The sequence below is a fragment of the Kitasatospora sp. NPDC058063 genome (assembly GCF_042885395.1).
Classification (GTDB): Bacteria; Actinomycetota; Actinomycetes; order Streptomycetales; family Streptomycetaceae; genus Kitasatospora; species Kitasatospora lactacystinica.
Window position 1 is genome coordinate 232,734 of record NZ_JBHVSD010000009.1, and the last position, 20,444, is coordinate 253,177.

A 20,444-nucleotide genomic window follows, 5' to 3' on the forward strand; every position below is an offset into this window, starting at 1 on the left:
GGATCAGGCCGACCGCGATCAGGGCCGGCAGCCACCGGCGCGGCGATGGTGGAACCATCCGTTGCTCCCTTCCCCCCGGCCACGATTGACACGGTGTCGCATCGTGACGCCGATTCTGCTGGTCACGGCCGCACCGCACCAGGGGTCGGCCCCGGCCTCCACAAGGGAATGAAGCAGGGCAATCCAGACGTAGCTGTCGGTGACATTGACACCGGATTGGCCAGCTGGTGGGGTTGCCGGGATGTGGTTCCGGCCTGGCGAGGAGGCTCCTGTGCAAGCCCGAGTGTCCGTTGCGGCCGGGCGGCGGCTGCGGTCGCAGTTGGAGCAGAGTCCGGCGTTGCGGGAGGTGCTGCAGCACCCCGCGGCGGTGGTGGCGCGGCGGGCGACGGCGCGGACGTGCCGTCAGCTGGCGCCGCGGACGGCGGACCGGCTGATCGCCGACCTCAAGGGCACGGAGCCGCTGCTGGCCTCGGTGCGCGAGGAGCGGGCGGATCGGGCCGGGCGGGCCGCGGGCCGGCCGGGGCGGCGGACGATGCAGATCGCGGCCGGGGTCGCGGCCGCGGCGGTGGTCGGCGGGATGCTGGCCGGCTCATTGCCGTCGACGGCGTACGCGGCGGCTTCGGCGGTCTCGGCGCCGGACGTGGTGAGCGCCGCGCCGCAGACGCCGCTGGGCAGCGTGACCGACCCGAGGGTGTTCCCGAAGCCGCAGCAGCAGACGGTGGCGGGCAAGCCCGTCACGGTGCCGTCGGCCGTGACGGTGGTGACCGCGCCCAAGGTGGACCAGGGCGCGGTGCGGGCCGTGCACGAGGTGCTGGAGGTCGCCGGGGCGCGCGATGTGACGCCGCAGCCGGACGGCGGGACGCCGGCCGCCGGTTCGCTGGTGGTGTACGTCGGCGGGCCCGCCGAGGGCGCCGGCGGCGAGGTGGACCGGGTGCTGCGGCAGCTGTCCGCGGCGGCCGGCGGCAAGGACGGCACCGGGCCGACGACCGCGGGGATGCCGGCCGGCGGGTACGTGCTGTCGGCCGGTCAGCTGCCCGCCCAGGGCGGCGGCACGTACGGCGCCGTGGTGCTGGCCGGCGTGGACGCCACCGGCACCTTCTACGCCGCGCAGAGCCTGCGTCAGCTGCTCGCCGCCGTACCGGCCGGGCAGGGGCAGGCGCCCGGTGCGGCCGGGCTCGGCCTGCCCGGGGTCACGCTGCGGGACTGGCCGACCGGCGCGCCGGTGCGCGGCACCGCGGAGGCCTTCTACGGCACCCCGTGGACCGCCCAGCAGCGACTGGAGCAGGTCGACTTCCTGGGCCGCTCCAAGCAGAACTTCTACCTCTACGCCCCCGGTGACGACCCGTACCGTCTTTCCCGCTGGCGCAACGCCTACCCCGCCGCCCAGGCCGAGGAGTTGCGCGAACTGGGCTTCCGGGCGCGGCAGAACCACGTGGTGCTCGGTTACGCGATCGACCCGGGGCAGTCCTTCTGCTTCAGCTCCGGCAAGGACGTGGACGCGCTGGTGAAGAAGCTGGACGGGCTGCGGGGGCTCGGTTTCACCGCCTTCCAGCTGCAGTTCCTGGACGTCAGCTACGACGAGTGGCACTGCGGCGACGACCGCGACGAGTACGGCACCGGGCCCGCCGCGGCCGCCAAGGCGCAGGCCGCGCTGGTGCGGAAGGTGCAGGACCGGCTGATCGCGCGGAACCCGGGCCTGGCGCCGCTGTCCGTCGTCCCCACCGAGTACCACCAGCAGGGCTCCACCCCGTACCGCAAGGCGCTGGCGGCGGCGCTGCCGGAGGGCGTGCAGGTGGCCTGGAGCGGGGTCGGGGTGATCCCGGAGAAGATCACCGGTGCCCAGGCCTCGGACACCGCCGGGCTGTACGGGCGCCCGCTGCTCACCATGGACAACTACCCGGTCAACGACGCCACCCCGGACCGGCTCTTCCTCGGCGCCTACACCGGGCGCGACCCGGAGGTGGCCACCCGCTCGGCGGTGCTGCTGACCGGCGCGATGCAGCAGCCGGTGGCCTCCCGGATCGCCGTCTCGACGGCCGGCGACTTCGCCTGGAACCCGGCCGGGTACAAGCCGGAGGAGTCCTGGCAGGCCGCCGTGCGCTCGCTGGCCGGGCCGACCGGCGCCGCCCCGACGCCCGCCGGGACGGCGCTGTCCGCGGTCCTCGCGCTGGCCGGCAACAGCACCTCCTCGCCGCTGTCCAAGCAGGAGTCCGGCTATCTGACGCCGCTGCTGGACCGGTTCTGGGCGGCCGCCGAGCCCACCTCCGGCGCCACTCCCGACCTCGCCCGGCTGATCGAGGCCGCCGCCCCGCTGCGGGAGGCCCTCGCCGCCATGGCCACCGCCCAGCAGACCCTGGCCGGCACCCCGGCCACCGCCCAGCTGGCCGGCGAGGCCGCGCCCTGGCTGGGCCCGCTGCGCGACTACGGGCTGGCCGGGCAGGCCGCCCTCGACATGGTGCTGGCGCAGCACGGCGGCGACGGCGCCGCGGCCTGGAAGGCCCGGGTCGAGCTCAACCGGCTGCGCGAGCAGCTGGACCGGGCCCCGGCCACTGTCGGTGCCGGGGTGCTCGGCCCGTTCCTGGACCGCGCCGTGCGCGCCGCCGACAACTGGGCGGGCGTGGGCGGCGGCGGGCTCACCCCGACCACCACCATGGGCACCGCGCAGGACCACCTGCCCGCGCTGATGACCGACGGCGTGGCCGACACGTTCTACTGGAGCTCCGCTCCCCCGCAGCCCGGCGACGCGGTCGGCCTGGACCTCGGCGCGGGCCGCCCGGTCAGCGGCGTGACCGTGCTGATGGGCGGCTGGGGCAACGGCCCGGACGCCCGGTCCGCCGCGGACGACTACATCCGCGACGGCGTGCTGGAGTACTCGACCGGCGAGGGCGGCTGGAAGCAGCTCGCCACCGTCAGGAACCAGAGGACGGTCAGCGCCCAACTGCCGCCGGGCACCGTGGTGCGGGCGGTGCGGCTGCGGGCCACCGCCGCGCAGAAGACCGCCGTCGCGGTGCGCGAGTTCACCGTCACCGCCCCGGACGAGTCGCCGGCCAGCGTCAGCGGCGGTCCCGACGCGGCGCCCGGTTCCTCCGCCGCCGCCGTGCTGGACGGCAACCCGGACACCGCGTACCGGGCCGCCAAGGCGCCGACCGCGCTGGACGAGCCGCTGGTCGTCGAGCTGGGCGCGGCCCGCCCGCTGGACCGGCTCACCGTGCTGACCGACCCGGCGGTGCACGCCACCGCCACCGTCGCGGTGCGCCGGGCCGACGGCACCTGGGCCGACATCGGCACCGTGCAGCCCGGCTACAACGAGCTGCCGGCCGGCGGGCAGCCGGCCGACGCGTTCCGGCTGACCTGGAAGCCCGGCGGCGACCCGCCGGTGGTCAACCAGGTGATCCCGTGGTACTCGGACGCCCCGGCGGCCCGGCTGAGCCTCTCCGACCCGGCCCTGGACGTGGTCACCGGCGCCTCCGCGCCGGTGACGACCCGGGCCACCGTGGAGGCCGGCCGCCCCGAGGGCACCACCGGCGAGCTGCGCACCGAGGTGCCGGCCGCCGCGAAGGGCCTGACCGTGACCCCGGCCGGCCCGGTGACCGTGCCGCGCGGCGGCCGGGTGGGCGTGCCGCTGCTGGTGGGCGCCTCCGCGGAGACGCCGTCCGGGACGTACCGGGTGCCGGTGCAGTTCGTGGCCGGCACCACCACCGTCCGGCAGGTGCTCCAGGTGCACGTGGTGCCGCCCACCGGCGGTCCGGACCTGGCGGCCGGCGCGAAGGCCACTTCCTCGGGCGACGAGACGGCGAACTTCCCGGCCTCGGCGGTCACCGACGGCGATCCGAAGACCCGCTGGTCCTCGCCGCCCAAGGACGACGCCTGGGTGCGACTGGAGCTGCCGCAGGCGACCCGGCTGGGCGCGGCGGTGCTGCACTGGCAGGCCGCGTACGCCGCCTCGTACCGGATCCAGGTCTCGGCGGACGGGAACTCCTGGACGGACGCCGCGACGGTGGACAACGGCAAGGGCGGCGACGAGACGGTGCGCTTCGACGCGCCCGGGGTCCGGTACGTCCGGGTGCAGGGCGTGGCGCGGGCGACCAAGTACGGCTACTCGCTGTGGGGTGTCGAGCTGTACGCCGTGACCCCGCCGGCCGCACCGCAGCCTCCGGCAGGGCAGCCCGCCCAGCCCGTCCAGCCCGGCGGCGTGCCGGGCGTCCCCGCGGCGCCCCCGGCGGCCGCCAAGCCGTAGCCGCCAAGCCGTAGCGGCCGGGCCGGGCCCGGCGGTGGAGGCCTCGGACGGGGAGGCCTCGGAAGAGGCGGCCCCCGGAACGCGGCGGGCCGCCGGCTCCCCGGTGCGGGGGGCTCGGCGGCCCATGAGGCGCGTACCGACGGTGTGACGGGCGGGCCCTTGTGAAGCTGGGGTCAGGCGGAGAGCGGTTCGGGCTGCTCGCCGCGGCGGACGGGGGCGGGGTGGCCGGGGTGCGCCCGGCCGAGCGGGACGGGGTGGACCGGCTGCTCGGTATGGTCGCGGTGCTCGTACTCGCCCCACTGCGGGGCGCGCAGCTGGTCGCCGCCGCCGTAGGGCTCCAGGTAGGGCCGCCACCGCGGGTCCTTGATCCCGGTGCCGATGATGCGCCAGGCCAGGCCGCTGGGCGGCGCGGGTGGTCGTTTCATCCGCCAGCCGAGTTCGGTGAGGTGGCGGTCGGCCTTGGTGTGGTTGCAGCGGCGGCAGGCCGCCACGACGTTGTCCCACCGGTGCTGGCCACCGCGGCTGCGCGGGATGACGTGGTCGACGCTGGTGGCGGCGGCCCCGCAGTAGACGCAGCGGCCGTGGTCGCGGGCGAACAGCGCCCGGCGGGTGAGCGGGACGGGCCCGCAGAAGGGGACCCGCACGAAGCGGGTCAGGCGGACGACGGACGGCGCCGGAAGGGCGCTGGTGGCGCTGTGCAGAGTGACTCCCGAGTCCTCCAGGCTGACCGCCTTGTGGTTGAGGACCAGGATGAGTGCGCGGCGCATCGATACGACGCCGAGTGGCTCGTAGGACGCGTTGAGGACCAGGACATGCGGCACGGATGCCTCCTTGGACGCCTGCGGCGCGTGGCTCGCGCCGGGACGAGCGGTTGGATCGCGCCACGCGTGCGCGATCTCCCCCAGTGTCGCCTTACGCCTTTGTACGGCGCCACCACTCCTGTGTAACGGACCTGACGTGAACTCCGGGTGTGGTCTCTGTCATAGCCGGTATGCCCGGGGGAAGGTCGGGTTGCACCCGGGTGGCGGTGCGGCGCGCCCCGGTGACCCTGCCGGGTGGCCCTCCGGGGGCAGGGTTCGGCCGTCCGGAGCAGTGTCCCGACTGCCCTGGAGGGCCTCGGCGCCCGGGTGCGGGGGGAGCGTACGGGGGCGTTGACGGGGCGTTCGGGACGCTCCGTACGCCCGCGGGCACGCTCACGGGAGGTTCCCGGCCGGTCCGGGCGGGCATGCGGCGGCGGATAGGCTGACGCTCACGGTCCGCGGGCCGCTCCTCGGCGGTGCGGGCCCGCCACTCACCCGGCAAGGAAGGCCTGCACGTGTTCAGCTCCGGTGCCACCGGTCCGTCCGACGCGTCCTCGACGCTCACCACTCCGACGCCGGCCCCAAGCCCCACCGCGCAGCTGCCCGAGCTCGACCTGCGGATCCCGACCAGCGCGCAGGAGGTCTCCGAGACCACCCGGCAGGCCGCCAGCTGGTTCGACACCCACTGGCAGGGCTGGCTGGCCTCGGGGCTGCGGATCGTCTTCATCATCGTGCTGTCCCTGGTGCTGCGGGCCGTGGTGCGCAAGCTCATCACCCAGCTGATAGGGCGGATGGCGCGCACCTCCGAGCACCAGGAGGAGAGCCGGCTGGGCGGGCTGCTGGCCAACACCGGGGTGGTGAACACCGAGCGGCGCCAGCAGCGTTCGGAGGCGATCGGTTCGGTGCTGCGCAGCGTCGCCTCCTTCACGATCCTGGGCACGGCGGCGCTGATGGTGCTGTCCGCGCTGGGGGTCAATCTGGCGCCGCTGCTGGCGAGCGCCGGTGTGGCCGGTGTGGCGATCGGTTTCGGCGCCCGCAACCTGGTCACGGACTTCCTCTCCGGGGTCTTCATGATCATGGAGGACCAGTACGGCGTCGGCGACGAGATCGACACCGGGGTGGCCACCGGCACCGTGCTGGAGGTCGGTCTGCGGGTCACCAAGCTGCGCGGGGCGAACGGCGAGATCTGGTACATCCGCAACGGCGAGGTGAAGCGGATCGCCAACATGAGCCAGGGCTGGGCGACCGCCTCGGTGGACGTGCAGGTCGGGTACAAGGAGGACCTGCTCCGGGTCGAGGACCTGATCCTGGCGACGGCCGAGGAGATGGCCAAGGAGGCCCCGTACGACGAGCTGGTCTGGGCGCCGGTGTCGATCCTGGGTGTGGAGTCGGTCGCCTCGGACTCGGTGGTGCTGCGGATCGAGGCCCGGACCGCCCCGGGCAAGGCGGCCGCCGTCTCCCGGGCGCTGCGCCAGCGGCTGAAGGCGGCCTTCGACCGGGCCGGGATCAAGGTCAAGGAGGAGGTCCCGGCGGCCGCCGCCGGGGCGACCGGCGTGGTGATCGCGCCCTCGCCGGTGCCGGCCGCCGAGCAGGCCGCGCCGTCCGCGCTGGCCGACCCGGCCTCGCCGCGCTACCGGGCGACCGAACCGATCCCGGCGGCGAAGGGGGCGGACGACGCGGCGAAGCCGTAGCCCGGCGACCGTACGGACACGACGCAAGCCCCGCACCCGGTACGCCGGGTGCGGGGCTTGCGTCGTGTCCGGTAACGCTTCGGCATCCTCCGCTCCACCCACCATTGACACTCCGCCGACACGGCCCTACGGTCCTTCCCAAGCGACTGGAAAGTTTCCTAACAGTTCGTCCGAAGCCCGCCCGCTCCCCGCTCCGGGGACACCCGCGGACCGTCCCGACCAGCCGAAAGGGGAGGATTCCGGGCATGACCAAGAACACCGCCAGGGCCCCCCTCGCCGGCACCCCCAGCCTGCTGCGCGCCATCAACGACCGTGCCGCCCTCGAACTCCTGCTGGAGAACGGGCCGCTCTCGCGCACCCAGATCGGCTCCCTCACCGGGCTGTCCAAGCCCACCGCCTCCCAGCTGCTGGCCCGGCTGGAGGCGGCCGGGCTGGTCCTGCCGGTCGGCACCACGGCGGGCGGCCCCGGCCCCAACGCCCGGCTGTACCAGGTGAATCCGGCCGCCGGGTACGTCGCCGGACTGGACGTCACCAACAGCGAGATCCGGGTCGCCGTCGCCGACATCACCGGCACCACGCTGGCCGAGCACACCGTGCCCACCAAGGGCGTCCCGGCCGCCGGGACCGTCCCGGCCGTCGCCACCGCGGTGGCCGAGGCCGTCCGGGCCGCCGGCCTGCCCGAGGGCGTCCTGCGCACCGCCGCGATCGGCGTCGGCGGCGCCCCCGACCCGGTCACCGGCAAGCTGCGCTACGCCTCCCACCTGCCGGGCTGGCACTCGCCGAGACTCGTCGAGGAGCTGACCGAGGCGATCGGCGCGCCGGTGTCGATCGAGAACGACGTGAACCTGGCCGCCGTCGCCGAGCGCTCCTCGGGCGCCGCGGCCGGTTTCGAGGACTTCGTCCTGCTCTGGGCCGGGGCGGGGGTCGGCGCGGCGATCGTGATCGCCGGGCGGCTGCACCGCGGCTTCACCGGCGGCGCCGGGGAGGTCGGCTACATGCCGCTGCCCGACTCGCCGGTCGAATGGGACGCCCGCCGCCGCAAGTTCGGCGGGTTCCAGGCCCTGGTCGGCACTCCCGCCGTCCGAGCCCTGGCCCGTGAGCACGGGCTCGGCGCGGCCACCGCGCAGGAGTCCATCGCCAAGGCGCTGGCCCTCCCGGGCGCCGGTGACGCCTTCCTCGCCGAGCTGGCCGGGCGGCTCGCCGTCGGGCTGGCGGTGATCGTCGCCGTCGTCGACCCCCAACTGGTGGTCCTCTCCGGCGTGGTGCCGAGCGCCGGCGGCGAGCGGCTGCGCGCTCTCGTCGAGGACGAACTGGCACGGATCTCCATCGCCCGGCCGGAGGTCCGCAGCAGTGCCCTGTCCGGCTCACCGGTCCTGCTCGGCGCCCTGCAACGTGCCCTGTCCGACGCCCGCGAGGCGGTCTTCTCCACCCACTGACGCTCCCCCTGTCACCTCGCCACCTGCACCCACCTCTCCCCAACCCCCGAACGCGGGAACCGAGGCAACGAGGCCTGCCCGCGCACCCCCAGGAGGATCCCGAAGTGCACGCCACCACCTCCCGCAGAGGCCGCCGCACCGTCGCCGCCGTCGCCGGCAGCGCCGTCCTGGCGCTGCTCGCCTCCGCCTGCACCGGTTCCAGCGACACGGGCGGCTCCGACGAATCGGCCGGCGGCAAGGACGTCACCATCACCTTCTGGCACGGCTGGAGCCAGGACAACGAGATCAAGGCGATCAACGACAACATCGCCGCCTTCGAGAAGGCCCACCCCACCATCCACGTCAAGGCCGTGGACAGCCTCGCGGACGACAAGGTCAACCAGGCCCTGCGGGCCGGCGGCGCCGACGCGCCGGACGTGGTCTCCTCCTTCACCACCAACAACGTCGGCATGTTCTGCTCGACCAAGGCCTTCGTCGACCTCAAGCCGATGCTCCAGAAGAGCGGCATCGACCCGGCCAAGACCTTCCCGGCCACGATGCTCAACTACACCCAGTTCCAGGGCAACCAGTGCTCGCTGCCGCTGCTCGGCGACGCGTACGGCCTGTACTACAACAAGAAGGCCTTCGCCGACGCCGGCATCGCCAACCCGCCGAAGACCTTCAGCGAGTTCGCCGAGGACGTGGCCAAGCTGACCCTCCCCGACGGCGACTCGTACAAGCAGCTCGGCTTCATGCCGCTGTACCACGGCTACGAGTCCACCACCGAGCACTACCTCGGCCAGTACGGCCCCACCTACTTCGGCGCCGACGGCAAGTCGGACATCGCCGGCGACCCGAAGGTCGCCGCGATGCTCAAGTGGCAGAAGGGCCTGGTCGACCAGCTCGGCGGCTACACCAAGCTGGAGAAGTACCGCGCGACCTTCGGCGAGGAGTTCAGCGCCAAGAACCCCTTCCACACCGGCCAGCTCGCGATGATCCTCGACGGCGAGTGGCGCACCGCCTCGCTCGCCAAGGACAAGCCCGACTTCGAGTGGGCCACCGCCGCCTTCCCCGTCCCGGACGACCAGGCCGACACCTACGGCCGCGGCTACCAGACCGGCACCATCGTCGGCATCGCCAGCACCAGCAAGAAGCAGGCCGCCGCCTGGGAGTTCGTCAAGTACCTGACCACGGACACCGACGCGGTGGTCGGCTTCGCCAACGCGATCCACAACGTGCCGAGCACCTTCGAGGCGCTCGACTCGCCGAAGCTGGTGAGCGACGACAACTTCAAGACCTTCCTGAACGTCGCCAAGAACCCCCACTCCGGCACCACCCCGCCGGCCGTCAACGGCGGCAGCTACATCACCACCCTGCAGAACCTCGGCTACGACTACGAGTCCGGCAAGCAGACCGACCTCCAGGCGGGCCTGGCCGCCACGGCCAAGCAGATCGACACCGACATCGCCCAGGCCAAGTAGCCCGGGAACGGTCCACGGAGCTCCCATGTCACTCGCGTTCGGCACCCGCAAGGGGAACGACGAGGCCGACGCGGGACCGACCGGCCCGGCGGCGCCCGGCACGCAGCACCTGCTGCGTCGCAAGCGCCGCCGGGAGGCGGCCCGCACCCTCGCCTTCCTCTCCCCCTGGCTGATCGGCTTCGGCGTCTTCTTCGCCTACCCGCTGATCTCCACCGTCTACTTCTCCTTCACCTCCTACAACGGCTTCGGCAGCCCGACCTTCAGCGGCCTGAAGAACTGGAACTACGTCTTCAACGAGCTGCCGAGCTTCTGGCAGGGCCTGCGCAACACCCTGTGGCTGGTCGTCGTCATGGTGAGCCTTCGGGTCGCCTTCGGCCTGGGCATCGGGATGCTCATCACCAAGGTCAAGACCGGCGCCGGCTTCTTCCGCACCGCCTTCTACCTGCCGTACCTGGCCCCGCCGGTGGCCGCCACGGTCGCCTTCGCCTTCCTGTTCAACCCCGGCACCGGCCCGGTCAACCACCTGCTCGGCGAGCTCGGCCTGCCGCAGCCCGGCTGGTTCGCCTCCGAGGACTGGTCCAAGCCCGCGCTCACCCTGCTCGCCATGTGGGGCGTCGGCGACCTGATGGTCATCTTCATGGCCGCGCTGCTGGACGTCCCCCGGGACCAGTACGAGGCGGCCGAACTGGACGGCGCCGGCCCGTTCCAGCGGTTCCGGTACGTCACCCTGCCGAACATCTCGCCGATCATCATGTTCGCGGTGGTCACCGGGGTGATCCAGACCATGCAGTACTACACCCAGGCGATCGTCGCCGGGAAGGTCGCCAGCGGCATCGCGGGCGGCTCCGGCCAGCCCTTCGAGCCCGGCTACCCGGGCGGCTCCACCTGGACCCTGCCGCAGATGGTCTACAAGCTCGGCTTCCAGAGCTTCAACTACGGCGCGGCCTGCGTCGTCGCCGTAGTGCTGTTCGCCATCTCGATGGCCGTCACCTCGATCCTGCTCCGCCGCCGGTCCGGCTTCATGGCGAGCGACGACTAGCGGCCCGTGAGGACCCGATCATGACTCTTGGCACCACACTCACCGAGGCGCCGGCCGCGACCGGCCCCTCCCGCCGCTCCCGGTCCTCCCGGTCCGGCAGCCCCGCCGCCCGGGCCGCCCGGCGCCGCGCGGTGCTCCACTGGGTGGCCGTGCACGCGCTGGCCATCGCCGCCGCGCTGTTCTTCCTGCTGCCCTTCGTCTTCGTCCTCCTCACCTCGGTGATGTCGGACCGGCAGGCGCTCACCACCGACTACTGGCCGACCAGCTGGGAATGGGGCAACTTCGGCAAGGTCTGGGCCGTCCCCGGCTTCCTCAGCTGGTGGCGCAACACCCTGCTGTACGCCGGGCTCGGCACCCTGCTGACCGTGGTCTCCAGCCTCCCGGTGGCCTACGCGCTCGCCAAGTTCCGCTTCCGCGGCCGCAACCTGGCCCTGATGGCCGTCATCGCGATGATGATGCTGCCGCCGCAGGTCACCGTCATCCCGATGTACCTGTTCTGGACCAAGCAGATGGGCCTGGGCAGCTCGCTCTGGCCGCTGATCATCCCGATGGCCTTCGGCGACGCGTTCTCCATCTTCCTGCTGCGCCAGTTCCTGATGACCATCCCCAAGGAGTACATCGAGGCCGCCCGGATCGACGGCTGCGGAGACCTGCGCACCCTGCTGCGGGTGGTCCTGCCGATGGCCAAGCCGGCCATCGCGGCGGTCGCGCTGTTCCAGTTCTTCTACTGCTGGAACGACTACTTCGGCCCGCAGATCTACGCCAGCAACAACCACGACGCCTGGACGCTCAGTTACGGACTGGAGTCCTTCAAGGCCGCCCACCACACCAACTGGAACCTCACCATGGCCGCCACCCTGCTGGTGATGGCCCCGGTGATCGTCCTCTTCTTCTTCGCTCAGAAGGCCTTCATCGAAGGCGTGACACTGACAGGGGTCAAGGGCTGATGTCCGCACTGAAGTTGGCAATCGTCGGCGGCGGTTCGACGTACACCCCGGAGCTGATCGACGGCTTCGCCCGGCTGCGCGACACCCTGCCGATCGGCGAACTGGTGCTGATCGACCCGGCCGCCGAACGCCTGGAGCTGATCGGCGGCCTCGCCCGGCGGATCTTCGCCCGGCAGGGCCACGCCGCGGTCGTCACGGTGACCACCGACCTGGTGGCGGGCGTCGCGGACGCCGACGCCGTCCTGCTCCAGCTGCGCGTCGGCGGGCAGGCGGCGCGCGACCGGGACGAGACCTGGCCGCTGGAGTGCGGCTGCGTCGGGCAGGAGACCACCGGCGCCGGCGGCCTCGCCAAGGCGCTGCGCACCGTCCCGGTGGTGCTGGACATCGCCGAACAGGTGCGCCGGACCAACCCGGACGCCTGGATCGTGGACTTCACCAACCCGGTCGGCATCGTCACCCGGGCCCTGCAGGAAGCCGGCCACAAGGCCGTCGGGCTGTGCAACGTCGCGATCGGCTTCCAGCGCAAGTTCGCCAGGCACCTGGGCGTGGACCCGGAGCTGGTCCGGCTCGACCACGTCGGGCTCAACCACCTGAGCTGGGAGCGCGGGGTGACCCTGCTCGACGCCCCGGGCGCCGCGACCGGGCGCGAGGTGCTCCCCGAGCTGCTGTCCTCGCACGGCAAGGAGATCGCCGAGGACCTCCACCTGCCGCAGGCCGTCATCGAGCGCCTCGGCGTGGTGCCGTCCTACTACCTGCGGTACTTCTACCAGCACGACGCGGTGGTGGCGGAACTGAAGGAGCAGGGCTCGCGGGCCGCCCAGGTGGCCGAGATCGAGCGGCAGCTGCTGGAGCTGTACGCCGACCCGACCCTGGACACCAAGCCCGAGCTGCTCGGCAAGCGCGGCGGCGCCTTCTACTCGGAGGCGGCCGTCCAGCTGATCGCCGCCCTGCTCGGCACCGGCGGCGGAACGTCCGTGCAGGTGGTGAACACCCGCAACGACGGCGTGCTGCCCTTCCTGCCGGACGACGCCGTCATCGAGGTGCCGGCCGAGGTGGACGCGCGGGGCGTGCGCCCGCTGCCGCAGCGGCCCGTCGAGCCGCTGTACGCAGGCCTGATCGCCGCCGTCACCTCGTACGAGCACCTCGCCCTCGACGCCGCCCTGCACGGCGGCCGCGACCGGGTCTTCGACGCCCTGCTCGCCCACCCGCTGGTCGGCCAGATCGAGCTCGCCGACCAGCTCACGGACCGGCTGCTCGCCCACAACCGCGAGCACCTCGCCTGGGCCTGATCCGGCCCGCGACGCGCCCGCCCGGCGACCGGAGGAGGTCGCCGGGCGGGCTCCGCGAGGAGACCGTCCACCCCCGGCCGGGGACCTTTCGGCCGGGCACCCCGGCCGGGACCACGGCCGGGCACCCGGCCGACGACCACGGCCCGGGCCACGTACGAGCCGCGGGGACCTGATGACCCACCAGCCCGAACCACTCCTGCCCGGCGTCCTCGCCATCGACGCGGGGAACTCCAAGACCGACGTCGCCCTGATCGGCACCGACGGCAGCATCCTCGGCACCGCCCGCGGCGGCGGCTTCGCGCCGCAGAGGATCGGCGGCGCGGCCGCGGTCGCCGGCCTCGCCCCGCTGGTCGAGCAGGCCGCCGCCGAGGCCGGGCACCCGTCCTGGAACGGCGTACTCACCAGCCACGTCAGCGCCTGCCTGGCCAACGCCGACCTGCCGGTCGAGGAGGAGGCCCTGCGGGTGGCGCTGGAGTCCCACCCCTGGGGGGCCGGCAACACCGTCGTCAACGACACCTTCGGCCTGCTGCGGGCCGGCACCGACGGCCCGCGCGGCGTCGCGGTGGTCTGCGGCGCCGGGATCAACTGCGTCGGCCTGCTGCCGGACGGCCGCACCGCCCGCTTCCCCGCCCTCGGCGAGCTCACCGGCGACTGGGGCGGCGGCTCCGGGCTGGCCGTCGCCAGCATGTGGCACGCCGTCCGCGCGGAGGACGGACGCGGCGGCCCGACCGGGCTCGCCCGGGCCATCGCCGAGCACTTCGGCCTGCCCAGCGCCGGAGCCGTCGCCGAGGCCGTCCACCTCGGACACCTGTCGAACGACCGGCTGCACGAGATCGCCCGGGTGCTGTTCGCCGTCGGGGCCGAGGGCGACCCGGTGGCGCTGGAGCTGATCGACCGCCAGGCCGACGAGATCGTCCGGCTCGCGGTGGTCGCCCTCCGACGCCTGGACCTGCTGGACACCCCGACCCCGGTGGTCCTGGGCGGCGGCGTGCTCGCCTCCCGCCACCCGCTGCTGCTGGACAACCTGACCGCCCGGCTCGCCGCGGCCGCGCCGCTGGCCGAGCCGCGCGTCGTCGTCGCCCCGCCGGTGCTCGGCGCGGCGCTGCTCGGCCTCGACCACCTGGCGGCGGGCGAGCGGGCGCAGGCCCGGGTGCGCGAGGCCTACGAGGCTGGCCGGCCGGTGGCGGCCTGACCGCCGCTCAACAGCCCCCCTCCCCCGCCGGATCCGCACGTCCGGCGGGGGAGGGAACCGGCGGACGGCCTTGACGGGAACCGCGGGCCGGGCCCCGTTCGTGTCAAGCGGGTACCGACCACCGCCGCCTCCCGGGGAGACTGGTGCCATGGCCACGCCCCGCACGCTTCTCGCCGCCGCCTTGCTGGCCTGCGGCGCCGCCACCGCCCTCACCGGCTGCACCCCCGCCGACTCCGGCTCCACGGTGGCCGAGGCCTCGGCCGCCGCCCTGGCCGACGAGGGCCCGGACGACCTGCTGGAGGAGGACGACCTCTTCTACGAGGAGGACGAGGAGTTCTACTCCGCCGCGGACGACCCGTCCGTGCCCGCCGCCACCGCCGAAGCGTCCGTTTCCGCCGCGGCTTCCGCCTCCGCCTCCGCCTCCGTCGAGCCTTCCGTGGAGCCCTTCGCCGGGCCTCCCGCCGAGCCCTCGGCCGGCCCCGGGTGCGCCGCCCCCACCGCGCGCCCCGGTCACGAGATCTTCCTCGTCGTCGCCGCCGGCCCGGCCGAACTCACCGCCCGGCCCGCCCGGTTCAACTGCGGCTCCGCCCGCTACGAGCCGGCCGGCAGCCCCGTCCACTACGGCTTCGCGGGCGCCGGCGTGGCCGCGACCCTGGTCGACGGCCCGCACGACGACCCGGCCCGGACCGTCCCCCTCGACGAGCTGATCGCCCACATCGACGACTGCCTGGCCGAGCGCGAGCCGGCCGACCCGTACGGCTGCCACGGCAACGCCTACGACGTGGTGCTCGACTCCCACGGCCGGATCATGCGAATCGGCGAGGTCGACGGCCCCTGACGTCCGCTGACGTCCGCTGACGTCCGCTCGGCGGCTGCCCGGCGGCTGCCCGGCGCGCGCATACGGTGTAAGAACGGCTCTCAACTGTTGGCATTCGGCTGTGCTACGCGCATCGACCGGCCGTCCGCTGGGGGCTTTTGACGTTCGCTACGTCCGTGGGGGCCTTCCTTGGGGCGGGTCTTACCTTCTCCGTCGTTGACCCGGTTTCGGCGGCGGTGCTTTGCTTCCGGCCGTCGGCGGTAACCGGCTCCCGACCCCCGCACCACCGACGGTTCATGGCGAACCGTCGGCACCTCCGCGCTGCCGCCGCCCCCATTTGTCCCCCACAGTGCCGCCGCGCCGTACCCGGGCGCGCCCGGCACCAGAGAGGAACCCTCACGATGGGCATCTCCCCCACCTCCCGCCGGATGCGGCTGCGGGCCCTGACCGGGCTCAGCGCCCTGGCGCTGGCCGCCGCCGGCTTCGCCGCCGCCCCGGCGGCCCAGGCCGCCCAGGACAACCGGCCGGCCGGCGAGTTCGCCGGACAGCCCCACCCCTACCGGCACGGCGCGCACCCGACCAAGGAGGCCGGGAACGCGGCCAAGCCGGCGAGCAACAACCTGAGCTACGGCGGCGGTGTCGACGGCATCGGCGTCACCACCGGCGCGCCGAAGGTCTACCTGGTCTTCTGGGGCACCCAGTGGGGCACCCAGGGCACCAACTCCAGCGGCTACACCACCCTGACCGGCGACCCGAAGGGCGAGGCCGTCCGGGCGCAGCAGCTGTTCAAGGGCCTCGGCACCAACAGCGAGACCTGGTCCGGCGTCATGACGCAGTACTGCGAGGGCGTCGCCGCGGGCGCGACCAGCTGCCCGTCCGGCTCCGCGCACGTCGGCTACCCGACCGGCGGCGCGCTGGCCGGCGTCTGGGTCGACGAGTCCGCCGCCGCCCCCGGCCAGGCCACCGGCCACCAGCTGGCCGCCGAGGCGGTCAAGGCCGCCGGCCACTTCGGCAACACCACCGCCGCCTCCAACCGCAACGTGCAGTACGTGGTGCTGTCGCCGACCGGCACCCACCCGGACGGCTTCAACACCCCGAACGGAGGCTTCTGCGCCTGGCACGACTGGAACGGCGACACCACCCTGAGCGGTGGCGCCGCCTCCTCCCCCTACGGTGACGTGGCGTTCACCAACGACCCGTACGTGACCGACATGGGCAGCTCCTGCGGCCAGAACTACGTCAACAGCGGCAGCGCGGGCACCCTGGACGGCGTGACCATCGTGTACGGCCACGAGTACTCGGAGACCATCACCGACCAGAACCCGGCGGGCGGCTGGACCGACTCGACCGGGTACGAGAACGCCGACAAGTGCTCCTGGAACGGCGTCGGCGGGACGGGCGGCGCGCAGAACGTGAGCTTCGCGACGGGTTCCTTCGCGATGCAGGGCACCTGGTCGAACGGGGTCAACGGCTGCCAGGTCTCGCACGCGATCGTGCACTGACGACCGGGCGGGGGTGGGGCCTCGCCCAGCGCCGGAGCGGGCCGTGCGGGCCCGCTCCGGCGCACTTCCGCGTGCCGGGGCCGCGGTGTCGCGGGGCTGCGGGACTACGGGGCCACGGGGCCACGGGGCCACGGGGCCACGGGGTCGCGGGGTCGCGGGGTCGCGGGGCCACGGTGTCGCGGGGCTGCGGGACTACGGGGCGACCAGCCCGAACTCGTAGGCCTGGATGACCAGGTGGACCCGGTCGCGGGCGTCGAGTTTGGTGAACAGCCGGGCGACGTGCGCCTTGGCGGTGGCCACGCTGATGGTGAGCTCCGCGGCGATCTCGGCGTTGGACAGGCCCCGGCCGACCAGGACGAGGACCTCGCGCTCGCGCTCGGTGACGGCCTCGGCGACGGGTCGGCGGGGCCGGGCCGCGGCGGCCTCCGCGTCCGGGCGGGCGGCGAACTCGCCGATCAGCCGGCGGGTGATGCCGGGGGCGAGCAGGGCGTCCCCGGCGGCGACCACCCGGATGCCGTCCAGGATGGTCTCCAGGGCGAGGTCCTTGACCAGGAAGCCGCTGGCCCCGGCCCGCAGCGCGCCGTAGACGTAGTCGTCGTCGTCGAAGGTGGTGAGGACGAGGACGTGGGTGGGCAGGTCCGGGTCGGCGGTGATCCGGCGGGTGGCCTCGATGCCGTCCGTACCGGGCATCCGGATGTCCATCACGGCGACGTCGGGGCGCAGCCGGGCGACCAGCTCGACGGCCTCGGCGCCGTCGCCGGCCTCGCCGACCACCTCCAGGTCGGGGGCGTCGGCGATCAGCACGCGCAGGCCGGTACGGATGAGCGGCTGGTCGTCGACCAGGACGACGCGGATCACGGTCCCACCTCCACGGGGGTCTCGACGGCGGTCCTGGCGGCGGGCTCGACAGGGGTCCCGACGGCGGGCTCGACGACGGGCTCGACAGGGGTCCCGGCGGGGGTCTCGCCGGGGGGCTCCTCGGGGAGCGGCAGTCGGGCGGCGACCAGGAAGCCGCCCTCGGGGCGCGGGCCCGCACTGAACTCGCCGTGCAGCAGGGCGACCCGCTCGCGCATGCCGGCCAGCCCGTAGCCGGTGCCGGGAGCGCCAACCGCCGCTCCGGCGCCCAGGTCGACCACCGTGACGGCGAGTTCCCGCGGACCGTACGCGACGGTGACGTGGCAGTCCCGGGTGCCGGAGTGCTTGACCACGTTGGTGACCGCTTCCTGGACGATCCGGTAGGCGGCGAGGTCGACCTCGGGCTGCAGCGGACCGACCGTACCGTGCCGGGTGAGCGCCACCCGCACCCCGGCGCCCGCCGCCTTCTCCACCAGTCGGTCCAACTCGCCCAGCCCGGGCGCCACTTCGAGCGGGGCGGACTCGCCCTCGCTCTGCCGCAGCGCGCCGAGCATCCGGCGCAGGCCGGCCAGGGTCTCCCGGCTGGTGGCCTCGATCGCCTCCAGCGCCTTGCGGGTCTCGGCGGGCTGGGTGTCCATGACCCGGCTGCCCATGCCGGCCTGGATCGCGATGATGCCGATGCTGTGGGCGACCATGTCGTGCAGCTCGCGGGCGATCCTCAGCCGTTCGGCGGTGATGGCCTGCTCGGAGGCCCGGCCGCGCAGCGCCTCGGTGTGGACGCGGCCCTGGTGCACGGTGTTGCCGATCAGCCAGGCGATCAGCACGGTGGCGGCGAAGCCCCCGTAGGCGAGCGGGTTGACGGGGTAGTCGTTGACGGCGCCCCAGATCAGCAGCCCGGCGAGGGTGGCGAGCGGCAGCGCCAGGGCGGTGAGCGAGACCCGGCGGGAGCGGGTGGCCGCGCAGTAGCCGACCACCGCGTCGGCGATCAGGAACTGGAGCGGCGCCGCCTCCGGGACGCCCCACATCCCGAGCGCGAACATCCCGCCCCCGAGCGCCACCACGACGGCGAGCAGCGGCAAGCGGACCAGCAGCGCCGCGACCAGGGTGGTGACCACCGCGGTGACCACCATCGGCATGTCCTCGGGGTTGCCGTGGTACTTCAACAGGTGGCGCAGCTCGTCCTCGCGGGTGAGGAACCGGAACCCCACCAGGGCCGTCCACAGCGCCGCCACCCACACGCCCGCGGGCAGGCGCCTGAGCAGCGGCGGACGAGGTTCGGTGATCATGGCGCGATGGTATCGGCGGCCCGGCCGGCGGCGCATTGGCCCGGGGGCGTAATCCCCGGGGCCAGTACGGCGACCCGCGGTTGTGGCCCGCGGCCCGATGCCCGGGACGGGGGCCGACCGGCAGCGTTGTCCCCGTGATCGAGATCGAGCGACTGACCAAGCGGTACGGCGCCACCACCGCCGTCGACCAACTGACCTTCACCGTCCGGCCGGGCACCGTGACCGGCTTCCTCGGGCCCAACGGCGCGGGCAAATCCACCACGCTGCGGATGATCCTGGGCCTCAACACCCCCACCGCGGGCACCGCCACCGTGGCCGGCGTGCCCTTCGCCGGCCGGCCGCGCGGACTGCGGCACGTCGGCGCGCTGCTGGACGCGGGCGACGTGCACGGCGGGCGCAGTGCCCGGGCCCACCTGTCGGCGCTGGCCCGCAGCAACCGCATCCCGCTCGGACGGGTGGACGAGGTGCTGGCGGAGGTCGGCCTCGGCAAAGCGGCCGGGCGGCGGATCGGCGGCTACTCGCTGGGCATGAAGCAGCGTCTGGGCATCGCCGGCGCGCTGCTCGGCGACCCGCCGGTGCTGCTGTTCGACGAGCCGCTGAACGGGCTGGACCCGGAGGGCGTGCTCTGGGTGCGCGGGCTGTTCCGGCGGCTCGCGGACGAGGGCCGCACGGTGTTCGTCTCCAGCCACATGATGGCGGAGATGGAGCACACCGCGGACCGGCTGGTGGTGATCGGGCGCGGGCGGCTGATCGCGGACGAGAGCCTCGCCGAGTTCTCGGCCCGCAACGCGGTCTCCTCGGTGGCCGTCCGGGCGCCCGAACTCTCCGCGCTGGCCGAGGCCCTGCGCGCCGAGGGGGCCGAGCTGCGGCTGGCGGAGCCGCAGTTCGGGATCGTCACGGGGATGCCGGCCGCGCGGATCGGCGAACTCGCGCTGCGCCACGGCGTGGTGCTGCACGAACTGGCCGCCCGGACGTCGTCGCTGGAGTCGGCGTTCATGTCCCTGACCGCCGACAGTGTCGAGTACCTGGCTGGAGAGGCCCGATGAGCACCGCGACCCTGGGTTCCACCGTCGAGCCCGCACCCCGGTTCCTCGACCTGCTCGCCGCCGAGTGGATCAAACTGCGCTCGCTGCGCTCCACCTACTGGGTGCTGGCGCTGGCCTCGCTGGTGGCGATCGCGGTCAACGTGAACGCCGTCCACACCGACCTGCCGTACATCGACCACCCGCCGCCGCGGATGCCCGGCCAGTCGCCGTACACCTACGACCCGCTGTTCCACGGCCTCGGCAGCATCGCGGGCGACCTGATGGCGGTCGCGGCCGGCAGCCTCGGGGCGATCACCGTGTTCGGCGAGTACACCACCGGACTGGTCCGCACCACCTTCGCCGCCGTGCCGGACCGCCGGGGCGTGATCGCGGCCAAGGTGCTGCTGATCGGCGGGATCACCGCGCTCGCCGGGCTCGTGGTGTCGGCGGTCTCCTTCTTCACCGTCAACGCGATGCTGGCCTCCCGGCACGTCGGGCTCTCCCTCGCCGACGAGGGCTGCCTGCGGGCCGTGCTCGGCTACGCGGCGATCGTGCCGGTCTGCGCGCTGATCGGGATGGCGCTGGGCGCGCTGCTGCGGCACGCCACCGCATCGATCGTCTCGCTGGTGATGCTGATGTTCATCCTGCCGATGATGTTCGGCGGGGACCGCTACCGGTGGCTGAAGGAGATCGGCACCCACCTGCCGCTGGCCACCGTGCAGCGGCTCACCATCACCCCGCACTCCACGACCACGATGGGGAAGTACGCGCCGAGCGTGCTCGACTCGTGGATCACCATGGGGCTGTGGGGCCTGGCCGCGCTGGTGGCGACGGTGCTCGTGGTGCGGCGCCGGGACGTGTGAGGCCC

At 73.9% G+C, this 20,444-nt stretch carries 14 protein-coding genes and 1 pseudogene; 12 read left to right on the forward strand and 3 right to left on the reverse strand.

What is annotated here, in order from left to right; all coding sequences use genetic code 11:
- Positions 1–271 precede the first annotated feature (271 nt).
- Complete coding sequence (locus ACFVUY_RS18210; RefSeq protein ID WP_387730949.1) at positions 272–4,237, forward strand: beta-N-acetylglucosaminidase domain-containing protein; 3,966 nt, start codon at positions 272–274, stop codon at positions 4,235–4,237.
- Between the two features lie 317 nt (positions 4,238–4,554).
- On the opposite strand, the pseudogene ACFVUY_RS18215 reads toward ACFVUY_RS18210, so the two are convergent.
- Positions 4,555–5,058: pseudogene (locus tag ACFVUY_RS18215) on the reverse strand (HNH endonuclease); the annotation flags it as partial.
- 494 nt (positions 5,059–5,552) lie between these two features.
- Here ACFVUY_RS18215 and ACFVUY_RS18220 point away from each other — a divergent pair.
- The 9 genes from ACFVUY_RS18220 to ACFVUY_RS18260 all read left to right on the forward strand — a co-directional run bounded on the left by ACFVUY_RS18220 (position 5,553) and on the right by ACFVUY_RS18260 (position 16,410).
- A complete protein-coding gene (locus ACFVUY_RS18220) occupies positions 5,553–6,728 on the forward strand; it encodes a mechanosensitive ion channel family protein (RefSeq protein WP_387685549.1) in 1,176 nt (391 codons plus the stop codon).
- Positions 6,729–6,973: 245 nt separating this feature from the next.
- A complete protein-coding gene (locus ACFVUY_RS18225; protein WP_387685547.1) occupies positions 6,974–8,164 on the forward strand; it encodes an ROK family protein in 1,191 nt (396 codons plus the stop codon).
- A 104-nt stretch (positions 8,165–8,268) separates the two neighbouring features.
- Positions 8,269–9,624: an ABC transporter substrate-binding protein gene (locus ACFVUY_RS18230; RefSeq protein WP_387730952.1), complete on the forward strand. Its 1,356-nt coding sequence runs from the start codon at positions 8,269–8,271 to the stop codon at positions 9,622–9,624.
- 25 nt (positions 9,625–9,649) lie between these two features.
- Positions 9,650–10,663 carry a carbohydrate ABC transporter permease gene (locus ACFVUY_RS18235; protein ID WP_387685543.1) on the forward strand — a complete coding sequence of 338 codons (1,014 nt, stop codon included), beginning with the start codon at positions 9,650–9,652 and terminating at the stop codon, positions 10,661–10,663.
- A 20-nt stretch (positions 10,664–10,683) separates the two neighbouring features.
- Positions 10,684–11,610 (forward strand): carbohydrate ABC transporter permease, encoded by a 927-nt coding sequence (locus tag ACFVUY_RS18240; protein ID WP_387730955.1) that lies wholly within the window; start codon positions 10,684–10,686, stop codon positions 11,608–11,610.
- Positions 11,611–11,618: 8 nt separating this feature from the next.
- The gene (locus ACFVUY_RS18245; RefSeq protein ID WP_387731107.1) at positions 11,619–12,899 is read left to right on the forward strand and encodes a 6-phospho-beta-glucosidase; all 1,281 of its coding nucleotides are present in this window, start codon (positions 11,619–11,621) and stop codon (positions 12,897–12,899) included.
- Positions 12,900–13,071: 172 nt separating this feature from the next.
- Positions 13,072–14,091, forward strand: coding sequence for an N-acetylglucosamine kinase (locus ACFVUY_RS18250; RefSeq protein WP_387685539.1), 1,020 nt, complete (start codon positions 13,072–13,074; stop codon positions 14,089–14,091).
- Between the two features lie 148 nt (positions 14,092–14,239).
- A complete protein-coding gene (locus tag ACFVUY_RS18255) occupies positions 14,240–14,929 on the forward strand; it encodes a hypothetical protein (RefSeq protein WP_387730958.1) in 690 nt (229 codons plus the stop codon).
- Positions 14,930–15,309: 380 nt separating this feature from the next.
- Positions 15,310–16,410 carry a hypothetical protein gene (locus tag ACFVUY_RS18260; protein ID WP_387685535.1) on the forward strand — a complete coding sequence of 367 codons (1,101 nt, stop codon included), beginning with the start codon at positions 15,310–15,312 and terminating at the stop codon, positions 16,408–16,410.
- A 192-nt stretch (positions 16,411–16,602) separates the two neighbouring features.
- On the opposite strand, the gene ACFVUY_RS18265 is transcribed toward ACFVUY_RS18260, so the two are convergent.
- Both ACFVUY_RS18265 and ACFVUY_RS18270 read right to left on the reverse strand, forming a co-directional pair.
- Entirely contained in the window at positions 16,603–17,268 is a 666-nt protein-coding gene (locus ACFVUY_RS18265; RefSeq protein WP_359914785.1) for a response regulator transcription factor, read from the reverse strand.
- Entirely contained in the window at positions 17,265–18,551 is a 1,287-nt protein-coding gene (locus ACFVUY_RS18270; protein ID WP_387730961.1) for a sensor histidine kinase, read from the reverse strand. The genes ACFVUY_RS18265 and ACFVUY_RS18270 overlap by 4 nt, the downstream gene beginning before the upstream one ends.
- Positions 18,552–18,685: 134 nt before the next feature.
- On the opposite strand from ACFVUY_RS18270, the gene ACFVUY_RS18275 reads away from it, so the two are divergent.
- Positions 18,686–19,597, forward strand: a complete 912-nt coding sequence (locus ACFVUY_RS18275) for an ABC transporter ATP-binding protein (protein ID WP_387730964.1) — start codon at positions 18,686–18,688, stop codon at positions 19,595–19,597.
- A complete protein-coding gene (locus tag ACFVUY_RS18280; protein WP_387730967.1) occupies positions 19,594–20,439 on the forward strand; it encodes an ABC transporter permease in 846 nt (281 codons plus the stop codon). Before ACFVUY_RS18275 ends, ACFVUY_RS18280 begins: the two co-directional genes overlap by 4 nt.
- Positions 20,440–20,444: the final 5 nt, after the last annotated feature.

Bases quoted from the DNA above. Each gene is read 5' to 3' on its own strand.
- ACFVUY_RS18225 (WP_387685547.1), top strand. From the start codon at position 6,974: ATGACCAAGAACACCGCCAGGGCCCCCCTCGCCGGCACCCCCAGCCTG.
- ACFVUY_RS18235 (WP_387685543.1), top strand. From the start codon at position 9,650: ATGTCACTCGCGTTCGGCACCCGCAAGGGGAACGACGAGGCCGACGCG.
- ACFVUY_RS18240 (WP_387730955.1), top strand. From the start codon at position 10,684: ATGACTCTTGGCACCACACTCACCGAGGCGCCGGCCGCGACCGGCCCC.
- ACFVUY_RS18250 (WP_387685539.1), top strand. From the start codon at position 13,072: ATGACCCACCAGCCCGAACCACTCCTGCCCGGCGTCCTCGCCATCGAC.
- ACFVUY_RS18255 (WP_387730958.1), top strand. From the start codon at position 14,240: ATGGCCACGCCCCGCACGCTTCTCGCCGCCGCCTTGCTGGCCTGCGGC.
- ACFVUY_RS18260 (WP_387685535.1), top strand. From the start codon at position 15,310: ATGGGCATCTCCCCCACCTCCCGCCGGATGCGGCTGCGGGCCCTGACC.
- ACFVUY_RS18270 (WP_387730961.1), bottom strand. From the start codon at position 18,551: ATGATCACCGAACCTCGTCCGCCGCTGCTCAGGCGCCTGCCCGCGGGC.
- ACFVUY_RS18280 (WP_387730967.1), top strand. From the start codon at position 19,594: ATGAGCACCGCGACCCTGGGTTCCACCGTCGAGCCCGCACCCCGGTTC.